This is a genomic window from Metabacillus schmidteae, assembly GCF_903166545.1.
GTDB lineage: Bacteria > Bacillota > Bacilli > Bacillales > Bacillaceae > Metabacillus > Metabacillus schmidteae.
Genome location: NZ_CAESCH010000001.1, coordinates 3,595,482 through 3,620,553 on the forward strand (window position 1 = coordinate 3,595,482; position 25,072 = coordinate 3,620,553).

General features: G+C 36.1%; 24 protein-coding genes. 2 read left to right on the forward strand and 22 right to left on the reverse strand.

Translation table 11 applies throughout. From position 1 onward, the window contains the following. Positions 1-5 precede the first annotated feature (5 nt). The 9 genes from HWV59_RS17465 to tatA form a co-directional block, all read right to left on the reverse strand. Entirely contained in the window at positions 6-1,226 is a 1,221-nt protein-coding gene (locus HWV59_RS17465; protein WP_175639646.1) for a Ger(x)C family spore germination protein, read from the reverse strand. Continuing rightward, the gene (locus HWV59_RS17470) at positions 1,223-2,818 is read right to left on the reverse strand and encodes a spore germination protein (protein WP_175639647.1); all 1,596 of its coding nucleotides are present in this window, start codon (positions 2,816-2,818) and stop codon (positions 1,223-1,225) included. Before HWV59_RS17470 ends, HWV59_RS17465 begins: the two co-directional genes overlap by 4 nt. 332 nt (positions 2,819-3,150) lie before the next feature. Further along, the gene (locus tag HWV59_RS17475) at positions 3,151-4,368 is read right to left on the reverse strand and encodes a cytochrome P450 (protein WP_175639648.1); all 1,218 of its coding nucleotides are present in this window, start codon (positions 4,366-4,368) and stop codon (positions 3,151-3,153) included. A gap of 49 nt (positions 4,369-4,417) precedes the next feature. Continuing rightward, positions 4,418-5,125: a dethiobiotin synthase gene (gene bioD, locus HWV59_RS17480; protein WP_175639649.1), complete on the reverse strand. Its 708-nt coding sequence runs from the start codon at positions 5,123-5,125 to the stop codon at positions 4,418-4,420. After that, a complete protein-coding gene (gene bioF, locus HWV59_RS17485) occupies positions 5,122-6,261 on the reverse strand; it encodes an 8-amino-7-oxononanoate synthase (protein WP_235991770.1) in 1,140 nt (379 codons plus the stop codon). The genes bioD and bioF overlap by 4 nt, the downstream gene beginning before the upstream one ends. Continuing rightward, positions 6,255-7,595, reverse strand: coding sequence for an adenosylmethionine--8-amino-7-oxononanoate transaminase (bioA, locus tag HWV59_RS17490; RefSeq protein WP_175639650.1), 1,341 nt, complete (start codon positions 7,593-7,595; stop codon positions 6,255-6,257). The genes bioF and bioA overlap by 7 nt, the downstream gene beginning before the upstream one ends. Further along, a complete protein-coding gene (bioW, locus tag HWV59_RS17495; protein WP_175639651.1) occupies positions 7,576-8,361 on the reverse strand; it encodes a 6-carboxyhexanoate--CoA ligase in 786 nt (261 codons plus the stop codon). The genes bioA and bioW overlap by 20 nt, the downstream gene beginning before the upstream one ends. Before the next feature lie 468 nt (positions 8,362-8,829). Continuing rightward, entirely contained in the window at positions 8,830-9,561 is a 732-nt protein-coding gene (gene tatC / locus HWV59_RS17500; protein ID WP_407941640.1) for a twin-arginine translocase subunit TatC, read from the reverse strand. 76 nt (positions 9,562-9,637) lie between these two features. Beyond that, positions 9,638-9,814 carry a twin-arginine translocase TatA/TatE family subunit gene (tatA, locus tag HWV59_RS17505; protein WP_175640105.1) on the reverse strand — a complete coding sequence of 59 codons (177 nt, stop codon included), beginning with the start codon at positions 9,812-9,814 and terminating at the stop codon, positions 9,638-9,640. Positions 9,815-10,200: 386 nt separating this feature from the next. Between tatA and HWV59_RS17510 the strand changes: the two genes are divergently transcribed. Continuing rightward, positions 10,201-11,223, forward strand: a complete 1,023-nt coding sequence (locus tag HWV59_RS17510) for an AraC family transcriptional regulator (RefSeq protein ID WP_175639653.1) — start codon at positions 10,201-10,203, stop codon at positions 11,221-11,223. Positions 11,224-11,321: 98 nt separating this feature from the next. Beyond that, the gene (locus tag HWV59_RS17515) at positions 11,322-12,116 is read left to right on the forward strand and encodes an SDR family NAD(P)-dependent oxidoreductase (RefSeq protein ID WP_102229134.1); all 795 of its coding nucleotides are present in this window, start codon (positions 11,322-11,324) and stop codon (positions 12,114-12,116) included. Positions 12,117-12,483: 367 nt separating this feature from the next. On the opposite strand, the gene HWV59_RS17520 is transcribed toward HWV59_RS17515, so the two are convergent. The 13 genes from HWV59_RS17520 to HWV59_RS17580 all read right to left on the reverse strand — a co-directional run bounded on the left by HWV59_RS17520 (position 12,484) and on the right by HWV59_RS17580 (position 24,739). Continuing rightward, on the reverse strand, positions 12,484-12,720 hold the full coding sequence (locus HWV59_RS17520) for a tyrosine-type recombinase/integrase (protein ID WP_321197505.1): 237 nt from the start codon (positions 12,718-12,720) through the stop codon (positions 12,484-12,486). 456 nt (positions 12,721-13,176) lie between these two features. Further along, on the reverse strand, positions 13,177-13,656 hold the full coding sequence (locus HWV59_RS17525) for an AAA family ATPase (RefSeq protein WP_102229136.1): 480 nt from the start codon (positions 13,654-13,656) through the stop codon (positions 13,177-13,179). A 166-nt stretch (positions 13,657-13,822) separates the two neighbouring features. Then, positions 13,823-14,749, reverse strand: a complete 927-nt coding sequence (locus HWV59_RS17530) for an AraC family transcriptional regulator (RefSeq protein ID WP_175639654.1) — start codon at positions 14,747-14,749, stop codon at positions 13,823-13,825. A 131-nt stretch (positions 14,750-14,880) separates the two neighbouring features. Beyond that, the gene (locus HWV59_RS17535) at positions 14,881-15,927 is read right to left on the reverse strand and encodes a Gfo/Idh/MocA family protein (protein WP_217708475.1); all 1,047 of its coding nucleotides are present in this window, start codon (positions 15,925-15,927) and stop codon (positions 14,881-14,883) included. Positions 15,928-15,953: 26 nt separating this feature from the next. Continuing rightward, positions 15,954-17,354 carry a sulfatase gene (locus HWV59_RS17540; protein ID WP_175639655.1) on the reverse strand — a complete coding sequence of 467 codons (1,401 nt, stop codon included), beginning with the start codon at positions 17,352-17,354 and terminating at the stop codon, positions 15,954-15,956. A 6-nt stretch (positions 17,355-17,360) separates the two neighbouring features. Further along, positions 17,361-18,185 carry a sugar phosphate isomerase/epimerase family protein gene (locus HWV59_RS17545; protein WP_175639656.1) on the reverse strand — a complete coding sequence of 275 codons (825 nt, stop codon included), beginning with the start codon at positions 18,183-18,185 and terminating at the stop codon, positions 17,361-17,363. After that, positions 18,182-19,204, reverse strand: coding sequence for a Gfo/Idh/MocA family protein (locus tag HWV59_RS17550; protein ID WP_175639657.1), 1,023 nt, complete (start codon positions 19,202-19,204; stop codon positions 18,182-18,184). The genes HWV59_RS17545 and HWV59_RS17550 overlap by 4 nt, the downstream gene beginning before the upstream one ends. 80 nt (positions 19,205-19,284) lie before the next feature. Then, entirely contained in the window at positions 19,285-19,653 is a 369-nt protein-coding gene (locus HWV59_RS17555) for a sensory rhodopsin transducer (RefSeq protein WP_102229142.1), read from the reverse strand. Between the two features lie 204 nt (positions 19,654-19,857). Next, positions 19,858-20,685 carry a carbohydrate ABC transporter permease gene (locus tag HWV59_RS17560; protein WP_102229143.1) on the reverse strand — a complete coding sequence of 276 codons (828 nt, stop codon included), beginning with the start codon at positions 20,683-20,685 and terminating at the stop codon, positions 19,858-19,860. Positions 20,686-20,704: 19 nt separating this feature from the next. Next, positions 20,705-21,652: a carbohydrate ABC transporter permease gene (locus HWV59_RS17565; protein ID WP_175639658.1), complete on the reverse strand. Its 948-nt coding sequence runs from the start codon at positions 21,650-21,652 to the stop codon at positions 20,705-20,707. A gap of 103 nt (positions 21,653-21,755) precedes the next feature. Continuing rightward, positions 21,756-22,424 (reverse strand): type 2 periplasmic-binding domain-containing protein, encoded by a 669-nt coding sequence (locus tag HWV59_RS17570; protein WP_175639659.1) that lies wholly within the window; start codon positions 22,422-22,424, stop codon positions 21,756-21,758. Positions 22,425-22,520: 96 nt separating this feature from the next. After that, positions 22,521-23,261 (reverse strand): ABC transporter substrate-binding protein, encoded by a 741-nt coding sequence (locus HWV59_RS17575; protein ID WP_175639660.1) that lies wholly within the window; start codon positions 23,259-23,261, stop codon positions 22,521-22,523. Between the two features lie 83 nt (positions 23,262-23,344). Then, entirely contained in the window at positions 23,345-24,739 is a 1,395-nt protein-coding gene (locus HWV59_RS17580; RefSeq protein ID WP_175639661.1) for a sulfatase family protein, read from the reverse strand. Between the last annotated feature and the right edge of the window lie 333 nt (positions 24,740-25,072).

Here is a 25,072-nt window from a genome sequence, read left to right on the forward strand (position 1 = left end):
TTGTCTTATTTTATATACGATTTGACTTTCATTCCAGTCCGTCGGATTGTTGCATTAACTTCTACGTTAACTATTGATTGCGGAAATATTTCTTCTTCCCATTTATCTTTTATTTTTTTCCAATAGTTTTTTTTCTCAATGTTGACATATTCCCCAAATCCGAAGACATCACTTTTTTCCTCTTGTAGAGTTTTTATTGCCAATTGAACCTCTTCTTTAATTTCATTTCTCAACTGCTTTTCTAACTCTTTAATAGTTTCATCCTTATCAAGCTCCAATGAACAATGCGTTTCCGACACAGCCCCTTCTGCATTTATTTTAATAGTCATTACTGGTTTATTTTTTTTGACTTTAGCCTTTATAATAGTTTCTGCACGTCCAATATCAATTGCAACAGCATCTTTTTTATCAGGGCAATCTAGGTTCATCACTGTCTCTTCCATTTCATTATTGACCCACACCACACCACGGGCAGGGTTTCCTTCCAACCATTTTTCCAGTTTACCTTCTCTGATAATCGCAAGTCCTTTTATTTCTAACTTCGTACTCTGGGAAATTTCCTGCATATTTGCTGTTTGATTCCCCTTTTCTACATTTCCATTAATCTCGATCCCTGTAATGGCTGCACTTCCTTCTCCTAATTTCATAATCGCCTGATCAGCACGAGTACTTGGATACTCTCCCCATATTTCTTTAGAAGATTGTAAGCTCCCTTCAATTTTTGCTGAAGGTATAGGTCTTAATGAAGTTGAGATTTTTAAAGCATCTTCCGCTGTATGACCTTTTACAATTAAAACTGGAAAGAGTACCCGGAATTTCGGATCACGTTCAATCACATCAAATAGCTCATCAATTCCCTCTTTGGCCAGTTCCTCGCCTATTAGCATGATTTGAATATGCGGAAAAAAAAGTTCTGCTGGTGCCTCATTTGAAATTTTCCTTAACGCTTCCTTTAATGTACTGCCAGTTTCTGAATAAGTGGTAACTGGTGAAGATTGTACATTACCACCTTGTTGTCCACCTGAGACGATACTAGGATTAATAATTTGAACCGTTAATCGAAATCGGTTTTCAGGATCATCTCCTCCCTTATCAATCCCTATGCCTGATATAATACTAAAATCTTGTAATTCATTACTGTCCCAACATCCTGATATGAAGAGAATAGATAAAATACAAAGAAATATCTTATATGACTTCTGTAGGAATAAAGTTTTCATAATCATTCAGTTCCTTCTCCAAATGGTCCATCTTTTTTTGTATTTAATCTATTTGATTTCTTCTGACTAATAAGACGGGGACGTTTTTTCATAAATGGTTTTGGTAGCCGCAAAATCGCATCTTTTTGGTCCGCAACAATAAAGGGAGCAAAGGGAGCTAAATATGGTATACCGAATGATCGTATGCTTACTGTATGACTAACCAATAAAATGACTCCTAGACCAATACCGTAAAGTCCAAACGTACTGGCCAAAAGCATCATAATAAAACGCAGCAAACGAACAGCATCTGTCATTGAATAATGAGGAATTGTAAAACTTGCAATGGCTGTTGCCGCTACTACAATCACCATTGCACTGGAAACAATTCCAGCAGAAACAGCTGCTTCCCCTAATACTAATGCACCTACAATTGATACCGCCTGTCCAACAGGTCGAGGCATCCGGATCCCTGCTTCTCTCAATACCTCAAATGTAAATTCCATTAATAATGCCTCAATAATGACCGGAAATGGAATGGCCTGACGCTGCGCAGCAAGATTAATAAGTAAAGGTGTTGGAATTAGCTCCGGATGAAAAGAAATAAATGCAATAAAAAGGGATGGTCCTAAAAGCGTTATTAGAAAAGAAATAATCCGAATGAACCGCAAAAAAACACTAATATTCCATCGTAAGTAATAATCTTCAGCCGTTTGAAAAAATTGATTCCATGTAGCTGGAACTATTAAAGGTATAGGTGTTCCATCTACAAAAATAGCGATCCGTCCCTCTAACAAATTACCAGAAACAACATCAGGCCGTTCAGTTGTCATGATGGTTGGCCATGGTGTTAAGAAATCATCAGCAATCCATTCCTCAATGGTATTTGAACCTTGAATTTCATCTACATCGATCTTTTCTAACCGTTCCCTTACTTCATTAATAAGTTTTTCATTTGCAATCCCGTTTATATACATAACACCTATATCTGTTTGTGTGATATTTCCAAGTTTCCTTGTTTCAAGCCAAACATTGGGACTTTTTATTCGACGGCGAATCAACGAGGTATTTGTAATTATCGACTCTGTAAAACTCTCTTTAGGTCCTCGAACTGAATTTTCTGTCGTTGGCTCTTGTATTGATCTAAGTTCTCCACCTTGCGAAGCACAGGCAAAAGCCTGATTACATCCATCAATAAGCACGATTGTTTGACCAGTTAATAGTAAAGATAAAAGCTTTTTTAAATCTATTGCGTCTTCAACATGTGTTACTGACAAAAGATGATCTTTTACATAAGCACCTATCAGATCTGGGGTCCAATCCCCTTCTTTATTTTCAACAACATTCGTGTCAGCCAAAAGCTTTTCAATAACTAAATTTCCCATTAGATCTTTATCCGTTAATCCATTTAAATAAATTGTTGCAACCTTATGGATAAGTGGTTTTCCCATTTCAAATTCCCGTACAATTAAATCATCACTATAACCCATTGCTTCTCTAACTTTTCCTATATTATCCTCTAATGAAGGACTGAGATCGTATTCAATCGAGGAAGAATCCGTTTCATCATTAAATACATTTTGTGTTTTCTTCTTGAATATACGGCCCCATGTATTCATTCATTACACTCCAAATTTTTCAGCTACAGTATTTAGTTTTTAGAGTTTCCATTTTTATATCATTCATGCATCTTTTTCCTTGAATAGTTAAAGGTAAAAGTTCAAAAGCAAAGAATTTGGACAAAAAGTGAAATCTAACAGTTTTAAGAATTTGTTTAAACAACTCAAATTGGACCTAAATCCTGATAATAATCCATTGAGATTAGGCCCTAGAATTGTTAGATAAAGTCGATTTGTTGAATATAAAACCAGCTATTAATGACCAATTATTAGCTGGTTTTTTGTCAAATAAACTATGATATGATTTCATATGTGCGACCGCATAATATTAATTAATCAAAGACAATATACAGTTCTTTCAATGACCTAAATCCAATTAATTTTCTCCATTGCCAATCATCAGTAGCTAGTCGGAAGTTAGGCAGTTGTTGCAAAAGTTCCTGAATGGCAACTTGTGCTTCAATACGTGCTAATGAAGCACCTAGACAAAAGTGCGGGCCATAGCCAAAAGCAAGATGAGGATTTGGGTTGCGCGTTATATCAAGCAAATGCGGATGATTGAATTTATTCGGATCACGATTAGCAGCACCTAGGAATAGATAGACATGCTCCCCTTTCTTAATCGTTGTTTGCTCAAGTTCAATATCATCGGATGCTATTCGTGCAGTCATCTGGGTTGGGCTCTCATAACGCAAAAACTCCTCAACAGCCACGTTGATAAGCTCGGGTTCTTCCTTTAACTTTATTAGTTGTTCAGGATGTTGTAATAAGGTGAGGATGGAATTACTAATAAGGTTTACTGTAGTCTCATGGCCGGCAATGACAAGTAAAATACATGTTGAAAGTAGTTCCTCTCTTGTTAATTTGCCCCCATCTGTTACCTCCTTACTTAATAGGGTGATTAGGTCATCTTTTGGATTAAGCACTCGCATTTCTATAAGCTTATTAAAATAGGCTGATGCCTTGATCATTGAATCATTTCCAGTTCTTAACCCTTCTCTTGAACGGGTAAAATCAACTGTTTGAATTAAGCTTGCAGCTAGTTCTTTAAATTGTTTTCGTTCTTCTGCTGGTACTCCGAGTATGTTGGCGATAATGAGGCTTGCTAATGGAAAAGCATACTCTGAAACAAGGTCCACTCTATTCCTTTTTTTAATGCAATCAAGTAAATCAAGAACCGCTTCTCTTATATAAGGGCGAAAATACTCCACAGCGTTAGATGTAAACCCATTGCTAATCAACCTTCTTAACCGCATATGGTCAGGTTGATTCTTAAAAAGCACCATATCATTTTGTATGTTTTTCAACTCCTCATATTTTTTTGTAGATTGAGGCAGGGGGATCCGATTTTTAAATCTGGAATCCTTAAGAATCATAAGTACCTCATCATATCCGGTTACATACCAGCCCGGATTTTTTAATAAACTCCCCCAGCATATTGGATGCACGGAACGCAGCTTATCGTAAAATGGATAGGGTTTGCTTAAAAATTCTGTAGAAGTAAAGGAAAATGGAATGGCAGTTCCTTCCGCTTGCTTTTGATTTAACATGTCTTCTATCTGTCCCCTCTCCACTTTTTTTCTATGTATCTATCAAATTTCACCTCTGTTGCTTCAGTCTTAACCAATTGCTAAGTAATGACATGTCTATGTTATCCAGTACCATTCTTAGTATGCCTTCCTTTGTTATCTCTTTTAATTTTGGTGTGATGCCTAGAATAGGCACATTGCATACATCTGCTATCACATTCGGGTTTGTCTTTTCTGCAAGATCTGGTTGATCGCTAAGGCCATTAATTACAATTCCAGCAACCTCAATACCCATGCTTTTTGCATATTGAACTGTAAGAAACGTATGATTGATCGTCCCAAGATTCGGTCGTGCTACTATCACAATTGGCAGCTGTAAGGCCTTTATTAAATGACTAACTAAAAAACGATCACCTAGCGGAACTGCAATACCGCCAGCACCTTCTACGATGAAATATTCGTGTTTTCCTTTTATTCCTTCCCAATGATTTACCACCTCTTCAAGCCCTACAGCATTTCCTTCAAGCCTCCCTGCAACAGAAGGGGCAAGCGGCTGAGCAAATTCAAATGGAGTAATCTCCTTATGAGATAAAGAGGATTGTGACATTTGCAACAGTAAACTTGTATCACTTTGCGGATGTGAACGGGAGATCCCGCTTAATAATGGTTTAAATACGCCAACATCCATCCCATTTTCAATAAATGCAACAGCTAGTCCACATGCTATAACGGTTTTTCCAACTCCTGTATCTGTTCCTGTAACAAAGAAACCCTTCATTTAATCATATTCAACTCTTTTCCTACTAAATTAAATGTCTCCAGCAAATAATTAATTTCATTCGTGCAATGTTCTGTTGTGACTGTTAATCGAATACGACTTTCTCCAATTGCTACAGTGGGTGGACGGATAGCAGGTGCAAATATTCCTTTTTCCTGTAGCTTTTCTGCAAATATCGCAGTTTTTTGTGTATCGCCAATAATAACTGGGATAATTGGTGTATCAGCTCCCTTTACTGAAAAGCCCATTTCTTTAAGTTCTTTCTTGATTTGAAAGAAATGTGATCTCAGCTGTAGGCGCTTTTCTTTGCTTTGCTCAATGATTCCCAAGGCAGTATAAGAAGCCGCACAATTAGCAGGAGGTATCGCGGTTTGAAAAATAAACGTTCGCGCGTGATTGACAAGAAAGTCAATTAAAGTTTTAGAACCAGCGACAAAACCTCCTTCTGATCCAATTGCTTTGCTTAATGTTCCAATGACCACATCAGGCATTACCCCGAAATAATCGCTTGTCCCCCTGCCGTTTTCTCCTAAAACCCCTGTACCATGAGCATCGTCAACAATCACACAGGCATGATAGCTTTTTGCAAGTACCATAATTTTATCCAAAGGTGCAATATTACCGTCCATACTGAATACTCCATCTGTTACAATAAATCGACGTTTGTAAGATGCTGTTTCTTTCAACTTTGTTTCTAGATTATCCAGATCAACATGTTTATAGATAACGGTGTCAGCTTTTGATAGGCGGCAGCCATCAATAATACTGGCATGATTTAATTCGTCGCTTAAAAGGATGTCCCCTTTTTCTGGCAGTGATGACAGAACACCGATATTAGCTAAATAACCACTTGAAAATAAAAGAGCTGCTTCCGTTTGCTTGAAGCCTGCAATACGATGTTCAAGTTTTTCATGCCACTCAGAATTACCTGTTGTTAGTCTTGATCCACTGCTTCCAACTCCCCAGTCATCAAGTGTCCTTTTTGCTGCCGAAATCAACCGTCTATCTTTTGCCAATCCTAAATAATCATTTGAAGAAAAGACACTTTGATTATTTATTGTTCGTATATGCCGAGTTAATCCAGCCTCTTTCATTCTGTCTAAACGCTTATTTAACCACCTATCATCGTTTAGCATGTGGTTACCTCATTTATTGCATGTTTCATAATCGTGACCATTGCTTTAAGTTCACTGTTTGAACTAGCAAGCGGTGGCATAAATACGATCACATCACCTAGTGGTCTCGTGAGCATGCCAAGCTCTCTCATTTTTAATGAAACGTGATATCCCATGCGTTTTTCTGCAGGAAAAGGTTTTTTTGTTACTTTAGATTGAACAAGTTCTATTCCACACATAAAACCCAGCTGCCTGATTTCTCCAACATGAGGGTGTGAATCCAGCCCTTTAAGGAGAATATGGAGATCCTTTGATTTTTTGAATACCTGTTCAACGATCTTTTCCGCTTCAAACAAACGTAAATTTTCTAGTGCTACTGCACAGCCAAGCTGATTTCCCGTATAGGAATGGCCATGAAAAAAGGTTTTTAGCTTTTTATAGTCATCATAGAATGCATTGTAAATTTTCTCTGTTGTAAATGTCACCGCAATTGGTAAATACCCACCTGTAATTCCCTTTCCAGCTGCCATTAAATCCGGATGTACTTGTTCATGTTCACAGGCAAACATTTTCCCTGTGCGACCAAAGCCTGTTGCAACTTCATCCACTATCATCAGGACATCATATTTTGTACAAAGTTTACGAACACCGGCTAAAAAACCTTTTGGCATGATGATCATCCCGGCGGCTCCCTGTACCATTGATTCAATGGAAAGCGCGGCTATTTCTTGGTGCTTTTCAATCAGCAGCTGTTCAAGTGTATGTAAGCATTCATCTCGGCACTGTGAAGGATTGCCGCTTTCAGAGCGATATACGTAAGGAATAGGGGCCTTAAAACTTTCAAACATTAAAGCACCATATACATCATGGAAAAGTGAGATTGAACCTACACTTACAGCACCAATCGTATCGCCATGATATCCATTTTGCATCGAGATAAACTTTTTCTTCTCTGGCTTCCCTATGTTTTTCCAATATTGAAAAGCCATTTTCAGCGCTATTTCCATCGCTTCTGCACCACTATCTGAATAAAAAACTCGTGTCAATTTCTCTGAAGTTAGTCCAATTAGCTTTTCGGCAAGTTCTGTTGCAGGAACATTTGTCATACCTAACAATGTGGAATGTGCAATTTTTCCAAGCTGTTTCTTAATCGCTTCATCTAATTCTTTCTTACGATGACCATGTACATTAAGCCAAACTGAAGAGAAGCCATCATAATATTCCTTGCCATAAATGTCTTTTACTTTTATTCCATTACCACTTTCGATAATCAATGGATGTTCATCATAATCCTTCATCTGAGTGAAAGGCAGCCATAGATATTTTTTACTTTTTTCAATCAATTTCTGTGTCATTCTCTTCCTCCCATTCAATAAAAACCGGCTGTTTTTCTAAATAATTTATGTAGGAGTTTACATCTTCTAACTTATTAACAAAGAATATTCGACAGCCCTGTTCATCACCGTATTCTTTTAACTTTGTGATTCGTTGATATCCTATATTTTTACTTGCAACATATCCTGTTATATAATCAGGATCATCTGACCAGCACAATTCAGCGACAGTAGCATGGTGTTCACTTACCTTTGATGCAAGTACCAGTGCCTCTTTTAATCTGGAATTCTGCGGAAATTGATAATGGGTAGCCCATTTTTTAAAGTTGTTATCAAGCCAATCCATTCTTGAAACACGTACACCTTTAGCATTTCTCTCATCAATTCGCTTACCTGAATAAATATCGATCAACATTGCCCCTCTGAAGCCAAAACAATTTGTTAGCTGCCCTAATGCTTTGTCGATGATCCTTTTCGGGACGCCAGCCTTTTCCAAAAGGAAACAAGCTAGTTCTCTTCCATTTTCTACTGTCTCCACTATATTTGTCTTAACGTTTAACGGCTTTAGTCGTTTTATCTGCTCATTTAATAGTTCAAACTGTATTTGCATATAATCGGGTTTTCCTCTTGAATGGGTAAGCCCCTTTTTCAATAAAACATTCACTGCTTGTTGAAGATCACTGTTAGTTGAAAGCAACTCACCGCCAGATATATGCTTTCCCCCATATCCATGCGAACCTCCCTTTGATGCTCTCATTCTGACACTATAAAAATTATTCTCTTGCATCTTTTCATCCTCTTTCTTTCATTTGTTCAACAGCTTGGTCCAGCAGAAAAACCAATATGTTAACCAAATCTATTAATTAGTTAACAATAAAAATAGTAAAGTTGATTATACATTCTGTCAATATGATGTGTAATATTAGGTAAAAGGACTTATCAAATATCTAGCTGTTTTTTGAATGAAAGTAGGACTTTATATTAAATATAAACCTGGACAAAAAAGAGATTGGGGATATAATTAGCTATAAAAAATGAAAACGATGAATTTTGAGGTACTCAAATTCACCGTTCTCTATTTTTTCGTGTAAAATCTTCTATTCTAACTTTATTCGATATTCATTTTCCTTTAGCACTGGCTATGATTGTCTTGTTGCTGTTCTATGGGCATACGAATTTAGTCTGTTAAGCAAACTTAAGGACATCTTTAAGCTAATTCCCTCACCTTATTTTAAGGGATCAGCTTTTATATTTATTAAACAGATTCTTTGTATACCTCATTATTTTCTTCTTTAGTCCTTTGCTGTCTTTTATAAACTAATTTAGATAAGCTGATACTAATTTCATATAAGAGTAATAAAGGTATAACCACCAGGATATCTGAAAGAAAGTCTGGAGGCGTAATCGAAATTGAAACAAAAATTAACAGAAAGTATGCATATTTCCTAATTTTTTGCAAACGGTATGGATTGATAATTCCTAAACTTGTCAAAAACATAATGACAACGGGAAGTTCAAACAGAAATCCAAAAGGCAAAGTCATGTGAAGCAAAAATTTGAAATATTTCTCCGTTGTAAAGAAAGTAGTAAACATATCATTAGATAGCGACATTAAAAAATTTAATACAAGAGGAAATAGGATAAAGTAGCCAAAACTAATTCCTAATATAAATAGAGTAAATAATGCTGGAATATAAGCGATGGTAACTCTGCGTTCTTTTGGTGTTAATGCTGGACGTACATACAACCAAGCTTGGTGCGCAGCAACTGGTATAGTAGCTGTAATAGCAACAACGCATGCAATCATTAAATAAACAAATAAGATATCACTCGGTCCTAACAGAGCCAGCTTAAATGGCAAGTCTTGAACTAACACATGATAAATATCTTGGACATATATAAATGCTAGGACTAAAGACAACAGAAAGGCAACTATAGTGATAATAATGCGTTTACGTAATTCTTCAAAGTGCTGAACTAAGCGCATGTTTTGATCTTCCAACCTAATCACTCCAGGAAAAAGAAGATGTAAGAGAGGACCTACATCTCCTATTATTATTTAGTTAGTTATCTTTCTTATTAGATGTTTCTGAATTTGAGTCATCTGTTACAAGATCTCTGGTAGACTTTTTAAATTCCCTTAATGTTGAGCCAAATGCTCTTCCAATTTCCGGTAACTTAGAAGGTCCGAAAATAATAAGGGCAATGATTAAAATTAGTATTAATCCTGGTCCGCCAATATCATGGGCAAAGTGGTACGTTTATACCTTTAGAAGATTCATCCTTTTTTGTAGGTCAACCGCTTGACATAAATATTTATAGATCCTATCTTATCTTATTATGAAACTGGTCAATTAAATTCCCTGGAATTGACAAGACAAGACATTTATTGGCTTAGCTAAAGATTTATTTGATCTCCACAAATTTCTCCCGTAATTACAAATTTTATTTTTTATATTATGTCTGTCGTTTTTCTTACATTTGGCGTAGTTAGCAAGTGCTTTGTCACCAATTGCTAGTTACAAGGTAGCGCTTAAGAGGTACTATTAAACTGTAACGTTAGCAAAGAAGGACAGAAATTACGCTTAAAACTACTAATCTAAATAGATAAAGGAGGCCAATATATATGACGTTGTATACCTCTGATCATATTAAAATTCCGGCAGGATTTTGGGAAGGATTACGTCAATTGGGGATTGTCGCCCACGAGGTGGTTCGAAAAGCACAATTGCCAATCACCATTATTTCTGATCCAGTTGTCACCACAGCTCAATATTTCGCGATCTGGCAGGCTTATTCCGATCTCATTGATGACACTGCCAAAGGAATCATCAAGCTTGCGACATCCTTTGAAACAGATCATTTCCCCCCGACTGTCTTAGCAACTTACCATGCTCGTGACTATCGTGATGCGTTAAAGCGAATGGCCAGGTACAAACAACTGTGTCCTCCTGAAAGCATACATATCACCGAGGAAGGTGAAAACTGCATAATTGAAATAGAATCATTGCATAGTGAGCAACCCGGTCTGCCCATTCTAATTGGTATTACGTTGGCATTTCTACTCGAGCTGGGACGCCGGGGCACAGGTCAACCTTTGACAGCAAAGTTCGTCGAAATTTCTCCCGATTCAATCGGCGACCTTCAGATACTTGAAGATTACTTCGGCTGCCAAATTCAGATCGGTACAAATTGTAACCGGTTGACTTTACATCGAGCAGATCTGGATCGTCCCTTTGTCTCGTACAATGCAGAATTGCTGGAGATCCTGACTCCCGTACTGGAACAGTCGTTGAATGAGCAGGCTCGCAGCACATCAATTACTGAGACGGTCAAGTGGATCATGAAACGTAGCCTAACAGGAGGTCGCCCTGACATTCAGACTATTGCGAGCGAGTTAGGGATAAGCGATCGTACCTTGCAGCGGCGTCTTACTGAAGAAGGCACGAGCTTCAAGCATTTGTTAACAAAAGTTCGATATAAGCAGGCAAGAGAATACCTGGCAGACCCGTCACTTGATATTAAAGAGGTCGCCTTTTTGATTGGATATGAAGACCAAAACTCATTCTACCGCGCCTTTCACCTTTGGGAAGGTGCTACTCCTTTAAAGTGGCGTACTGAACATCTCGGTTTAAACTTGATTAATTGACTAGTTTACTTTTTGGCACTGTATTTACAGCCGGCTAACTTAATAATAACTACAATATAAAAGGATTATTTTTTAAAAACGAAAAGGAGCAATGTATCATGGATATGGATTTAAAAAATAAAACAGCTTTAGTCACTGGATCAACAAGAGGGATCGGTAAAGCAATTGCCATTGAACTTGCAAAAGAAGGTGTTCATGTACTAATTAATGGACGAAATGACGAAGAGGTGGAACGAATCGTAAATGAAATGAAGTTAGAGTTCCCTAATACCTTCCCTCAAAACGCTACTGCCGATATTGTAGATCGTCAACAAAGGGAAGCATTATTTAATAAACATCCCCAAATTGATATTTTAGTTAACAATATGGGAATTTATGAAATGATGAAATATGAGGACATCGACGATGAAGTATGGGAAAAGTATATCCGTACGAATGTTCTTGCCGCAAATGGATTATCTAAATTTTACTTACCTAAAATGATAAAAAATAATTTTGGTCGAGTTATCTTTATTGCGAGTGAAGAAGCAGTTATGCCTTCTGGACAAATGCCTCAATATTGTATAACAAAATCAATGCTATTATCATTGTCAAAAAACCTATCCAAATTAACAATAGGAAAAGAAGTTACTGTCAATACGATCATGCCGGGACCAACACTCTCCGAGAATGTGCATCAAATAATTGAGGGGATGTACCCTAATGAAGGTATGCCTTTTTTTGAAAAAGAGAAAGAATTTATGACTACAAATCTACCTCAGTCTGAAATCCAACGATTTATCAGGCCAACTGAGATAGGTAGATTAACTGCCTTTATATGTAGCCCTTATGCATCCGCTTTTAAAGGTTCTCCGATCCGTATGGATGGAGGCATGGTACCGACTATATTCTAACACTTTTTCTTTCACTCGTCTCTCAAGGTGAGTAAAAATTCTTTCAACCAACAAATCTTCGTCAAAAATCAAGAGCTTGCGCTTTCTTTTTCTACTAATTGCTATTTGCTGAAGATCACTCTTTAGCTATTTAAGGGAACTGCACACTATTATTCTTTTGAAACTATTCCAAACCCAGAGACGGTTTAACTACTCTAATTTAGTTGTAGTTAATACGTGTTAATAATACTTATCGTTAGTTACTGGTATAATAAAAAAACGCCTTATTCCATCACTATCAAGGATTTGAGACGTTTTTATCTACTCTGATTTAGTTGTGTTAATATGTAATTTACGCGGAATTCCTTTTTTACTTTAAAGCATTATATTACATCCATTCATCATACATTTCCTTTCGATCATGACTATATAACCGAGCATATAGCTGTGTTTGATGAGGACTATCATGCCCTAAAAGATCTTGGACACATGGTAACGGCATTCCTTTAATAGCTAAGTGTGCAGCAAATGTATGACGTAATGTATGAGGACTGAGGTGAATACCAGGGTCCTTTCTATAACACATGAACCTATCTTGTATTGTACGATTATTTTCACATAGAATACATCGTCAATAAATGTATATTTTTTACTTTTATACCAAAAAACACATCTTCTAATTTTGACAATTGAAACACTAAAAAATATACTATAATGTTAAAATTTAACCATTTTTATTAATCACTTTATAAATTAATGGCGCTTTTTTCATTTTTCATTAGCCAAGAATACAAAAATAAGATAATTGAACTATTATTTTTAGACTAATTTAAACCCTTATAAAATAAGTACAAACGTTTGTATTTTATGATAAATAAAAGTCCTTCTCAAGATGTCAAACTTTAAAAAATGATAAAAAACCGCAAGCAGTTATACCGCGGTTTATCTTATTATTTAAGTTATTGGTTTAAGTTAAAGCACTGCATCTATATGCTTAATATTAAGCTCTTCTTCCTCAGTTCCTGTATTAACCTAACCGGTTGTTGTTCTCAACATGTCATTCATAATTGTCAATTTAAGCTTAATACTCAAGCTCATCTGGTGAAGGCTTCTCAAAGATTTTCATCCACTCCTTAAGTTTAGCTTCTGGTATTACAAAAGTTGCATCTGGTTTCTGAGCATTCCTAGACCTTAAACGTTCAAACAGAACCTCTTCTGATATATCCATAAAATGGATCCTAAAGTCAGCTCCCAATTCTTTAGCACGAGAACGAAACTGATCTCGTTCACATCTTCCCCAGAATCCAAAATCCAGAATAGCATCAACACCAAGAGCTAAAACTCTTGCTGCGACATCCCACATAAGAGATTCCACTGCATCATGTCTAGCATTGTGGATTTCCTCATCTAACTCTGTCATTTTATACCCGTATTCATGACCTAGTCTCGTATGCCATTCATCGGGAGAAAGTCTAAGTGCGGAGTATCTTTTTTCAAGTTCCCGGGCAAAAGTTGTCTTACCACTACAAGGTAGACCGACCATTAAATGAAGGGTTGCCATGTAAGATGAACTCCTTTTCTATAGTAATAGTTTTTTTGAAAGAATGAAAAAGTTGAATCCAAGCTGAAAATTTAATTCTTAATATGAGGAGTGTTTCTAATTTATATATAAAAAGCTATAAATCCGTTGTTAAATGTATGTACTGTTAAGTGTTACGTTCTTATCCCTATTTTAAAATTTTTGAGATATCGCCATTCATTTTGCTTGCTTTGAATTTACCAGGAGAACAGCCAACAATTCTACGAAATAATCGACTAAAAAATGCAGGATCATCATATCCAACCCTTATGGCAACATTAATCACTTTTTCATCAGTTTCTACTAAATACTGTTTAGCTTTTTCAATTCTTATATTATGAACCATCTCTACGATGGTTTGTCCGGTTTCTTGTTTAAATAAGCGGTTTAGGTGGCGTGGACTAATATTAAATAACTGACAGAGGTTCTGGATGGAGATCTTTTGGTCGAAATTCCTGGTTAAATATCCGCAAATTCTTTGAATCAATAGTTTTCCATCTTCTTGCTTTGAAAGGGACTTTCTTTTTTGGGAATTCCTCTCATTATAAATACGAGATAAGAGGATGAGTAACTCTACTAGCTGTAGTCGTATTAAGGTGGAGTAACATGAATTTTCTTTGTTATATTCATGCATCATTCCCTCTAATAAATGCAATAATCTCGAGGAATAACTTACATCTAAGTTTAACAAGTGATGGAAACGCTCATTTTTATCTAAGAAGGGATGGATATAAAAATAATCCATTGATTGAGATACACCTAATTCTTTCAACCATGAATCTTGGATTAAACTAGGAAGAAATAAACAATTAATAATTTCCAAGGATTCATTTTTTTCAATTTTAAATGTATGTACTTCACCAGGGTTTATAATAAATATATCATTTGTTTTTAGCATGTACGATTGGCCTTCAAAAATATGGCTTCCATGACCATTAACTACAAATACGAGTTCAATAAATTCATGTGAATGTTCAGCAGGAATGTTAAAAGTATCATGATAAAACCTTTGGATCCAAAACGGAAATTCATTGGACTTCAAATATTCACTACTCTGATATGTAGTTGCCGACATTTATTTTCCCCCTCTAGATAAAAATATTAATGAAAGTTTATCTAGCAGTACATGAAGGTGCTTACATTTAATTTTAAACATCATTTTCCTATAGTCAATCTGTCAAATGAAAATGATCATTTGTTACTATATTATTTTCCAATCTCTATAACAGCTCCATTTTCTAATTGAGAACGAATGGCTGCCTCAATTACCTCTTGAGCACATAGTGCTTCATAACCAGTCCCAGTAATTTGTTGTGGTGATACAGAACATTTTATTTCGCTAATAAATGTATCTATTCTATTTTTAAATGTTTCATTAAATCCTTTCATTCCAGTTAATACAGAATTGCGGACAACCTTCAATTCTCTGCTTTTGTGAGGGTAATATGTTAAGTTCTCATATACATTATCTATCGTAAATCTTCCTTTATTTCCGGCAACTTCACAAAATTCAATTGGATGGCCATTATCCATATCATAACTTCCAGTCAAATGCCCAACAGCACCAGATTCAAATTCTAAATTAATCGATGCGGTAGACCATACCTTTCTTCCAGGAGCTTTTGTCATAAATGCTTGCACTCGTTTAATGTCTCCCCCAAAATACCGAATTACATCAATAGAGTGTGGATGAAGTGCTCTTAAATGGATCCAGGGACTTGATTCATTAGGGTTCCCAATGGTTAATTTCATATTAAGATAGAGTAAAGTTCCAAGGTCTCCATTTTGTATCCACTTTTTAGCTTGAAGAGCTGCTGGTACAAATCGGTGGTTTAAATTACAAGCTAATCGAACATTATTAACTTTCGCAAAATGGACAAGCTCTCGTGCCTCTTCAATAGAATTGGACAATGGTTTTTCAACAAGCACATCTTTCCCAGCCTCTATTGCTGTTATGGCAGGGGAAAAATGATGAGATCCGTTTTCTTTACCACCAGTTGCTATACTAACAACATCAATTTCCTCCTTTTCCAGAAGCTTATGTAAATCTGTATATGAATGTACATTAAATTCATGAGCCGCAGCTTTCGCTAATTCTTCATTTAAGTCACAAACAGCTACAAGCTTAGCATCTTGATTCTCCATATAATAGCGGCAATGAATCTTACCGATATTATTTACACCAACAACAGCTACCTTTATCAATATACCCCCGTCCTTTCCATTTAGAGATGCTTCAAAAAAAAAAATCATTGAAGCACCTCAGAAAAATAAACATATTAATGTTGTTCTTCTTTTTCCTTTTCTTGTAGCTTTTGTGCTGTATTAATTGATCCTATATACATTGAATCGTAAGCTTCTTTTGATGTTTTAAAAGGACCTCGATCTAAACCGTGCCAATTTAGATTTGTGTACATTGGATTTGTCCGCCCGTTCTCTTGTTCTCGCTTATTTATATAGTCATTCATTCTGCCTATTAAAAAATTGACTACTTCAGGCTCATCTTCAGCTACATTTTGTAATTCTTTTGGGTCTTTTATGAGATGGTACAATTCCACTTCCGGCTTAAAATGAAAATCTGGTTCAAGCGCAATAATCAACTTCCATTCCGGTGTTCTCCAGCCGTGTTTACGCATCCATGTACATTCTGTAAGATAGAATTCTGATTCCTGTTTAAACTCATCGTCTTCCCCTCTGACTAAAGACATTAGATTTCTTCCATCAAATGAGATATTTGTTTCTATACCTAACAAATCTACTATTGTTGGCATAATATCTTTTATTAAGGAAGAATCAGTAATTCTTTTCCCTTCTGGTAATTTCCCAGGATACTTAAGGATTAATGGTACAACAAGATTATGTTCATATAGGCTGTGATGATCATACCAGCAATCATGTTCATTTAGGGTTTCTCCGTGATCTGAAGTAATGATGATAAGTGTTTCTTCTTCTAATCCTAATGTTTCAACAGATGTTAAAATGGTTTGTATGCAAGCATCCATATAGGCTACAGCACCATCGTACTGTGCATCAATGTATTCTGAATCAGTACACCCCTCCGGAATCCAAGATGTAATAAAGTCAGAGAATGGTTTAAATTCCTTCATTTCTTTTAAGGAATCATTTGCGGGATCACATTCATCACCATCATAAAACATTCTTTCGTATGGATTTGGTGGTAAATATGGCGAATGTGGATCCATATGTCTTAAAAACAGGAAAAATGGTTTATCTTCATTTGCTAGTCTTTTCAATTCAGGAATGGCAACTTCATTTAAGTTTTGCGCTTTGGGACAACGTCCTGTTTCATCAGGTTGCCAAGCTTCATAGTCAATGTATTTTTGAAATCCTCTCGATGAAGGGTTTCCAGTAAAGCCAATACATGTTGTGTTATAGCCATTTTCACTAAGAACTTCTGGCAAAGTTTGAACATGTTCACCCAACGGTCCTTTATGTCTAAGTGCCACAACATCCGTACCGAAGCAATCCATACCAGTAAGCATTGATGCATATCCTGGTGTTGTAGGAATACTTGGGCTAAAGTGGTTTTCAAATAGCACTCCTGTTTGAGCTACCTTATCAATATGTGGTGTTGTTAATCGATGGTATCCATATGAACTCATTCGATCTCTTCTTAGACTATCAATCCCAAAAAGAATGACATTTGCTCCTCTTTTCATAGCACATTATCCTTTCTGAACAAAGTTTGTTTCTCTTGCACCTAAAGCTTTTAAGCATGCATTCAAATATCCATAGCTTTCTGCTGCTACAATTGAAACATCTTCTAAAGAATGTTGATTCGCTCCGATTACTTCTAAACATACCGGTCCGCTGTAATGTCCATCAACCATTGCTTTACAATAGGCAAAAAGGTCAATATCACCCCGTCCACATGCTTGGTTTTCGATAGTCCCTGGACCTTTAGAACGGCCTTTACAATCTCGAATATGAATATGTTTCACTCTTTCTATAACTCTAGTTAGCTCTTCTTCAGGATTTTCATTTCCGCGATAGATGTGACTTGGATCCATATCAATTCCAAATGATGGGGATGAAATTTCATTCATAGCTCGAAGTGTTGTTGGTGTATTGTAGATTGCATTACCTACATGTGCTTTTACACAAAGGGTGACACCATAGGTTTCTGCTTTTTTTGATAATCGGTAAAGAGTTTCAATTGACTGCTGAAGATCACCCTCAACTCCTGATTTACCTCCAGGTCCCACATTAATGATCGGAATGCCAATTTCAGCTCCTGCCTCAAAAGCTTTGGTCAGCCGATCTTCATCTAATGAAGCAACCTCCATTGACAGAAATTCTAGGTTATTTTCCTGAATTACCGACTTTAATTCTTCTGCCTGCTCTTTCCAACGATCTAAATCTAAATGCTCACACATTCCTTTTATAGCAGAAATTTCTACTCCATCATATCCACACAAAGCAATTTGTTTGGCAGCTGTCGCAAAATCAAAATCCTTAAATAAAACAGAATTTACCCCAAGTTTAATCATTTTATCCCTCCTGAAATTAACTCTACATCTTTTACATCAACGATTGACCCAGTTTCAAATGATAGAATGGCTGCTTCAATAATTTGCTGTGCCTTTAAGGCATCTTCCCCTGAACCATCCACTTGATCATATGGAACACCGCCTATTAACTGATTAATAAATGAATCAATACGTGATTTAAACGTTTCCGGAAATGATCTCATTCCTCCAAGATAACGATAGCTTTCTGTCTCAATACTTGTTCTTGGGTAAAATGTTAATTGTTCACATGCATCTTCAAGGACAAATCGACCTTTCGAGCCTACTACTTCACATAGTTCTAACCCATAGCTTGCTCCAGCATCATAGCTTCCTACTAAATTTCCAATTGCACCATTCTCAAACTCTAGTATGATTTGAGTGTTTGACCAAATTTGTCTTCCTTCCCCCTTCATCATAAACGCCCCAACTCTTTTCACATCACCGCCGAAATATCTGATCACATCGAAGGAGTGTGGGTGTAATGCGCGTAAATGAAACCAAGGTGAGCTCTCTACTGGATTGTTAATCCACATTCTCATATTGATCATATGGAGTTTTCCTAGACGGCCATTTATCACCCAATCCTTCGCTTTTTCAGCAGCTGGTGTAAACCTGTGGTTGAGATTTACTGCATAAGGAATCTTATTTTGCCTGGCAAGCTCAACCATTTTTCTGCCTTCTTCAATATTGTTTGAAATCGGCTTTTCACCAAGTACAGGAATTCCAACGTTCAACAATTCCATTGTTGGCTCAAAATGCTCACTTCCATTTTCTTCACCTTTTGTACAAACGCTTACAAGATCTAACTCTATTCCGCTATCCAGCATCTCTTTAACACTGTAGAATGCTTTACAGCCAAATTTATTGGCTGCCTGATCTGCTTTTACTTTCAGGATGTCACATACTGCTACAATTTCGGTATTCTGATTTTCTTTATAAACTGAAGCATGTATACTTCCAATGTTCCCTATTCCTACAACTGCTACTTTTAACGTCATTTCTTCATCCTCCATTTAAGCATTTAACATTTCATTTCTCGTACCTGCCTACGTAAAACACCAATTGGTTTCGACTTCTCCTACCCTTCGATCGCATACCCCATTGTGGTAAACAGAGCAAGTGCTTCTTGTGATGTATCTAATCTGCTATGCTGGACAATAATGGGTACACTACTATCTACCTTTATTGCATACGGAATATTTCTAGGAACTAAATTACCTTCACGGTCTTTTAATTTATCTAACCGAATATGATGTGTTCTTTTTGAGCCACATTCTGAGAAAAACAACTCCATGGGATCTCGATCTTCAAAATAAAATGTCAGTTGAATGTCTGCATGATCTTCTGTTAAATTTAATACACAAACCGCCTCATGGCTGATTTGATCCCCCATACTTTTGGGCTGTAAAAACCCATCTGGAATAATCCATGTATACTTTCCTGCCAATATACATTCCCCATTTCCTTTCTATTTTTTTACTTTCTATATATTAATGATCCTTGAGTAAATATTAACTAAAACCACCCAGGTTCTTCATTGCTCATTCTGCCACTTTAATGGTCATTCAGGCCAAACATGATATTTAACACTTTAAGCATAGATTTATCAATTAATTCTACATGGTGTAATTACCTCAATATTATTGAGAGGTTAGATTTTTACAGCACCGGAAGTTAATCCTTTCATAAACAGCCTCATTGTAAATAAGAACAAGATGAGTAATGGCAACGAAGCAATTGTGTACCCTGCAAACATCGGTCCATATAATGTTTGTGATACAAATTGACTTTCAAATTGAATCAGTCCTACTGTTATTGGGAATTTACTTGAATCGCTCAATAAAACAAGTGGCATCATATACTCATTCCAAATGGCTAAAAGATTCCATATCGCCATTGTACCTATGATCGGCTTGGATAATGGAAGTACAATCTGCCAAAATACACGAAGCTCGCCACAACCATCAATACGTGCTGCTTCAAATAACTCCTCCGGCAAGGAGGCAAATGATTGCCTAAAAACAAAAATAGTAAAGGCTTGGCCTCCAGCTGCGAAGGCAATAATTAAACCAATATAGGAATCTAGTAATCCAAAGCTTTTCACTAGTAAGAAAAGAGGAATTAATGTAAGTAATCCCGGTATCATGAGTAAGGCAACAACAGACATATATAGGAAGTTTTTCCCCTTAAATCGTAAGCGTGCAAAGGAATATCCCGCTAGAGCTGAAGTGGCTATGATAATTAATACACTTACTACTCCAATAAAAACAGAATTAAAAATATATCCACCAATAGATTCCCATGCAATTGCATAATTTTCAAAATGCAAAGGAAACGTTATACCAAAGAAATTACTGTAAAACTGTCCGTTTGTTTTAAACGAAGTAATAATCATATAGAAAAACGGGTAAAGTGCAATAAATGCCATTAAAATGAGAAATAGATGGCTCCATATATCTTGCTTAAATGTCTTGAGCATTGTAATCTCCTTTCATTACTTATGCTTTGTATTCTGTACTTGGATTTATAAATTTCATCTGAATCCAAGTTAAGATCAGTACAATTACAAAAATGATCATAGAAACAGCCATCCCTAACCCAAATTCTCCGTTTTGGAAGGCAAGAAAATACATATACAGCCCAGGAACATATGAGGAATAACCAGGTCCTCCATTTGTCATAACTAGTGGAAGCGTTACGTTTTGAAGTAATTGGATAACCGTTAAGATTAGAATTAATTTCACTTGTCCCATAACTAAAGGAATTTCAATTTGAAAAAATCTCCTAACCTTTGTAATTCCGTCTAGTTTTGCTGATTCATAGACACTTTCTGAAATAGACTGTAATCCTGCATAGAAAATTAATAGATTAAAAGGGACGACAAAAGGGAAACCTACGAACATCAAAGCATATAGTGCAATGTTTGGATCACCAAGCCAGTTCTGAATAATCCCTTCAAGTCCTAATGTTTTCAATAATGTATTAAGAACTCCAACATTGGGATCATAAATAAACCCCCAAATCATAAACATAACAATTCCTGGAACGACAACTGGAATAACAAATAATACTCGGTAAATATATTGCATTCTTTTACTTTTCAAATGAAAGATGATGACAGCAACGAATAATGGAACAAGCAATTCAACGATGACTTTAACAATTGTCCATATCCCTACATTTTTCATGGAAATCAAAAAGATTTTGTCTTTGAACAAAGAAATATAATTTTGAAGACCAGTGAATTGAGGCTGGTTAAATCCGTCCCAATTTGTAAATGAAAAGCCGATTGCGATTAAGGCAGGGTAATACATAAACGTAATTAGTAGAATAAAGGAAGGTATAAGCATACCGTAACCGGATTTCCAATTATATCGCAATTTTCCTGACTTTTTCTTTTTCGTTATTACATTACTTTTTTCTAATTGCTGGACTGTTTCAGGCACAAGTATCTCTCCTTTCATTAAGAAAGCGGGCTAGTTTTCACTATCATCGATTGTTAAGCTTAAAGATTCCTAGATAAAAGTTTAGCCCGCACTCGTTTATTTATTATTCATCCAAGTATTCTGATAAATCCCAGTTGTTTTGCTGGATCAATGAATCAGCTGTCTTTTCCATTTCAGTATCTGCCACCTTAGCAAACTCCTCTAGTGAGGTATCACCAAGAATATATCCTTGGAAAGCACGATAGATTGCATCAAGCTCTTTCTTTTCAAGGTTGATTCCACCAAACACACTTTGTAGAGGTTGATTTGCAAGATCTGTTAAACCAGTTAGTTCTTCAATTGGTTGTGCACCTGCTATAGTAGGAACATTTTCCCCTAATTCATTCACTATTGCTTCATTATGCTCCGGGGTCGTAATATACATTAACCAGTCCACGATCGCCTTCTCTTTAGCTGGTGTTAACGTATTATTTGCTTTCTTGGTCGGTACAGCATATTGAAAGGATGAACTAGGACCGCCAATGGCTGCAGACGAGTCAAAATCTGTTGCGAATTCTGAAGTTGCTGTATCAGGAAACGGATTCTTAAAAGATGACCATTCAAAATCTGGGTTTGCTGATTTAATTTGTTGTGATGCCCAAGAACCATCGAAATACATCCCAACTTCTCCAGTTAAAAAGGCAAGCATTGTGCCTTGTCCATTTGAATCACCACCAGTGAAATCTGGTTGCCAATATTGTGAAAAGTCTTTTAAAATAGGCCAAATCGCCATCCATTGTTCATTTTCAGATCCGAAGACACCTTTTTTAATGGCAATAACTTGGTCTTGATTTGTAATACCCTCATTACCTGTATATCTCAGATCATCTTATTCATCAGCGAAGAAGTTTGTAAAAAACAGTCGAGTTAACCATGTTATACGATCTGTTCCGGTAGGTGTCGAAGCAAGATTCCATGCAAATGGTATATAACCGGCATCTTTTAATTTTTGACATGCTTCAATAAACTCTGACCATGTCGTAGGCATTTCTTTGATACCTGCTTTTTCAAATGCTTCTTTGTTAAAATAAGTTGCGGTTCCAACGTAATCTCCATTTATGATATAAGTACTTCCATCCGCTGATTTCGTATCAGATATAATTTGTTGGTTTAAAAGTTCATTCCAAGGTTTATTGTCAACATAAGGATTGGGCTGATCTAAGTATTTTGACAAATCTGTAAGTGTTCCTTTTGCTAATGCAGTATTCGCATCATACCATTGGCTCCAAATAATATCTGGTAATTGCCCACCAGATGCCTTTGTTCGAACCCATGTCATATAATCTTGATCCGCAGGTAATCCTTTAATAAAGTCAATTTTAATTCCTGTTTCTTTCTCATACTCCTCAGCCAACTTTTTTAATTCCGTTGCAGGCTTTTGATTTGCATTTAATACCCGGTTGGGACTATAGGTTCCCGCATACATCGTGATTGTTCCACTGAATTCTTCATCATCCGTTGTTTCTGTCGTTTCTTCTGGAGAAGAGCTAGGAACGATACAACCTGTAAGCACTGATGAAATTAATAGAATAATAGTAGAAATCAAACCCAATTTCCTTAAGCTATTCATAAAATCCACTCCTAATTTTTGGCATTCACTTTAATACTAAATAAAAAATGCAAAATATTCAGATATTTAGCGCTATATCTCTACTACTTACTACTGCTATTTGTTTTTACACCGAAATCAATTTTTTGTCGTATAGGATTAGCTTTCCATTCATCCCATGTCATCCCGTATTCTGAGAGAACCTTCTCAATCCTCCTTCTAAAAGGAAGTCCCTCTTCTCTTAAAACAACTGACATTGGGTCTTCTCTGTCATCAAGTTTAGATTCTACCCATTCATTCAACTTCTTTTTAAATCTATCTACTTGACCAGGAAGCAAATGAGAAAGATTATTCTCTTCATTTGGATCATTAATTACGTCATAAAGCTCAGTTGGAGGTCGGCTAAAAGGACCTGGATCATATGTTTCGATGTATTTATATTGTTCGGTCCGAATACCTCTAGATGCTTGCCAAGCACATTCACTTAGAAAAATTTGAGAATGATGTTCTTCATGCTCACCGTGAATTAATGGCCAGAGACTCTTACCATCAAGATTGTCTGGTAATTCATGACCAATTGCTTCAAGAATGGTTGGCATCAAGTCAGCATGTTGAACTAAACGATTAACTCTGATACCTTCTGGTATTTTTCTTGGCCAACGAATAATCATTGGTACATGCACCGTTGCTTCATAAAGTCCACAATGATCCCAATAAATATCATGCTCTGTTAAGCTTTCTCCATGATCTCCAAACAAGATAAGCATTGTGTCATCCTTAATTCCCAATTCACATAAATAATCATCTAAATCTTTTATCATATCATCTAAATATCTAATTTCTGCATCATATAAAGCGTTTACATAATTTGAATCAGTAATATTCCCCAGTAAATCGAAGTGGTGATACTTAAAAAATGGATATGCAGGGTGATTATACGCCGGCTCCATGCTTTTATTCGTTAAATCATAAGGATTTTTAGTAGAATCATAAAATTCCGGAATATATTCTTTAGGTGGTAAATAAGGTGTATGCGGGTCCCAATAGTGCAGAAATAAAAAGAAGTCTTCATCTTTATGTTCATTTATCCATGGTTTCGCAAGATTATTAATGGTCTGACCATCAATCCATCTTGTTTTTCCAATAGTATTTATATAATATTGATATCCTCTGGCGAACCATTCCTTTAAATGATATAAATTATCTACAGCAGCTGTGGTATATCCTGTTTTTCTTAATATAGTTGGAAGCCATTCGTAGTCTTTTTGTAAATTAGACGATTGGGAACCATGTGATACAACCCCAGTCGTTAATCCAACTTTTCCAGTGAATAAACAAGTGTGAGCAACTTCTGTTGGAATATCCGATGCATATGCTTTTTCAAATAGAACTCCTTGCTTTGCTATTTGATCAATATAAGGACTTGTTGGATGTTTATACCCATAACACCCCAGATTCTTCGCCCTAAGCGTATCTAGTGAAATAAAAATGATCTTCACATTACCCCCCCTATGCCTTAATGATAAAAAGGTAATTAATGACTTGCCTTTTTTATATCTTACTTTTTTAAAAATATAAATTCGTGGTCATTAAGGACATATTATTGGTGGATTAAGCCAAAAAGGTAAGTTTTTCAATAGAACCTTAATAGTGAAAAGTTGATTAGTTAATTAACTGTTTCATATGTCCTGGTATTTAATTTATTTTTAGCTCTTCTTTAAAGGCTTCCAATCTCATTTTTCACACACAGAAAAAAGGGTCGGTTTGACATTAGAGACCATGTACAAAATTCTTTTCCATAGAAGTTATAACAAATCACTTTCAAAACTAGA

Bases quoted from the DNA above. Each gene is read 5' to 3' on its own strand.
- HWV59_RS17465 (WP_175639646.1), bottom strand. From the start codon at position 1,226: ATGATTATGAAAACTTTATTCCTACAGAAGTCATATAAGATATTTCTT.
- HWV59_RS17470 (WP_175639647.1), bottom strand. From the start codon at position 2,818: ATGAATACATGGGGCCGTATATTCAAGAAGAAAACACAAAATGTATTT.
- HWV59_RS17475 (WP_175639648.1), bottom strand. From the start codon at position 4,368: ATGTTAAATCAAAAGCAAGCGGAAGGAACTGCCATTCCATTTTCCTTT.
- bioD (WP_175639649.1), bottom strand. From the start codon at position 5,125: ATGAAGGGTTTCTTTGTTACAGGAACAGATACAGGAGTTGGAAAAACC.
- bioF (WP_235991770.1), bottom strand. From the start codon at position 6,261: ATGCTAAACGATGATAGGTGGTTAAATAAGCGTTTAGACAGAATGAAA.
- bioA (WP_175639650.1), bottom strand. From the start codon at position 7,595: ATGACACAGAAATTGATTGAAAAAAGTAAAAAATATCTATGGCTGCCT.
- bioW (WP_175639651.1), bottom strand. From the start codon at position 8,361: ATGCAAGAGAATAATTTTTATAGTGTCAGAATGAGAGCATCAAAGGGA.
- tatC (WP_407941640.1), bottom strand. From the start codon at position 9,561: ATGCGCTTAGTTCAGCACTTTGAAGAATTACGTAAACGCATTATTATC.
- HWV59_RS17510 (WP_175639653.1), top strand. From the start codon at position 10,201: ATGACGTTGTATACCTCTGATCATATTAAAATTCCGGCAGGATTTTGG.
- HWV59_RS17515 (WP_102229134.1), top strand. From the start codon at position 11,322: ATGGATATGGATTTAAAAAATAAAACAGCTTTAGTCACTGGATCAACA.
- HWV59_RS17525 (WP_102229136.1), bottom strand. From the start codon at position 13,656: ATGGCAACCCTTCATTTAATGGTCGGTCTACCTTGTAGTGGTAAGACA.
- HWV59_RS17530 (WP_175639654.1), bottom strand. From the start codon at position 14,749: ATGTCGGCAACTACATATCAGAGTAGTGAATATTTGAAGTCCAATGAA.
- HWV59_RS17535 (WP_217708475.1), bottom strand. From the start codon at position 15,927: ATGATTTTTTTTTTTGAAGCATCTCTAAATGGAAAGGACGGGGGTATA.
- HWV59_RS17540 (WP_175639655.1), bottom strand. From the start codon at position 17,354: ATGAAAAGAGGAGCAAATGTCATTCTTTTTGGGATTGATAGTCTAAGA.
- HWV59_RS17545 (WP_175639656.1), bottom strand. From the start codon at position 18,185: ATGATTAAACTTGGGGTAAATTCTGTTTTATTTAAGGATTTTGATTTT.
- HWV59_RS17550 (WP_175639657.1), bottom strand. From the start codon at position 19,204: ATGACGTTAAAAGTAGCAGTTGTAGGAATAGGGAACATTGGAAGTATA.
- HWV59_RS17560 (WP_102229143.1), bottom strand. From the start codon at position 20,685: ATGCTCAAGACATTTAAGCAAGATATATGGAGCCATCTATTTCTCATT.
- HWV59_RS17570 (WP_175639659.1), bottom strand. From the start codon at position 22,424: ATGGCGATTTGGCCTATTTTAAAAGACTTTTCACAATATTGGCAACCA.
- HWV59_RS17575 (WP_175639660.1), bottom strand. From the start codon at position 23,261: ATGAATAGCTTAAGGAAATTGGGTTTGATTTCTACTATTATTCTATTA.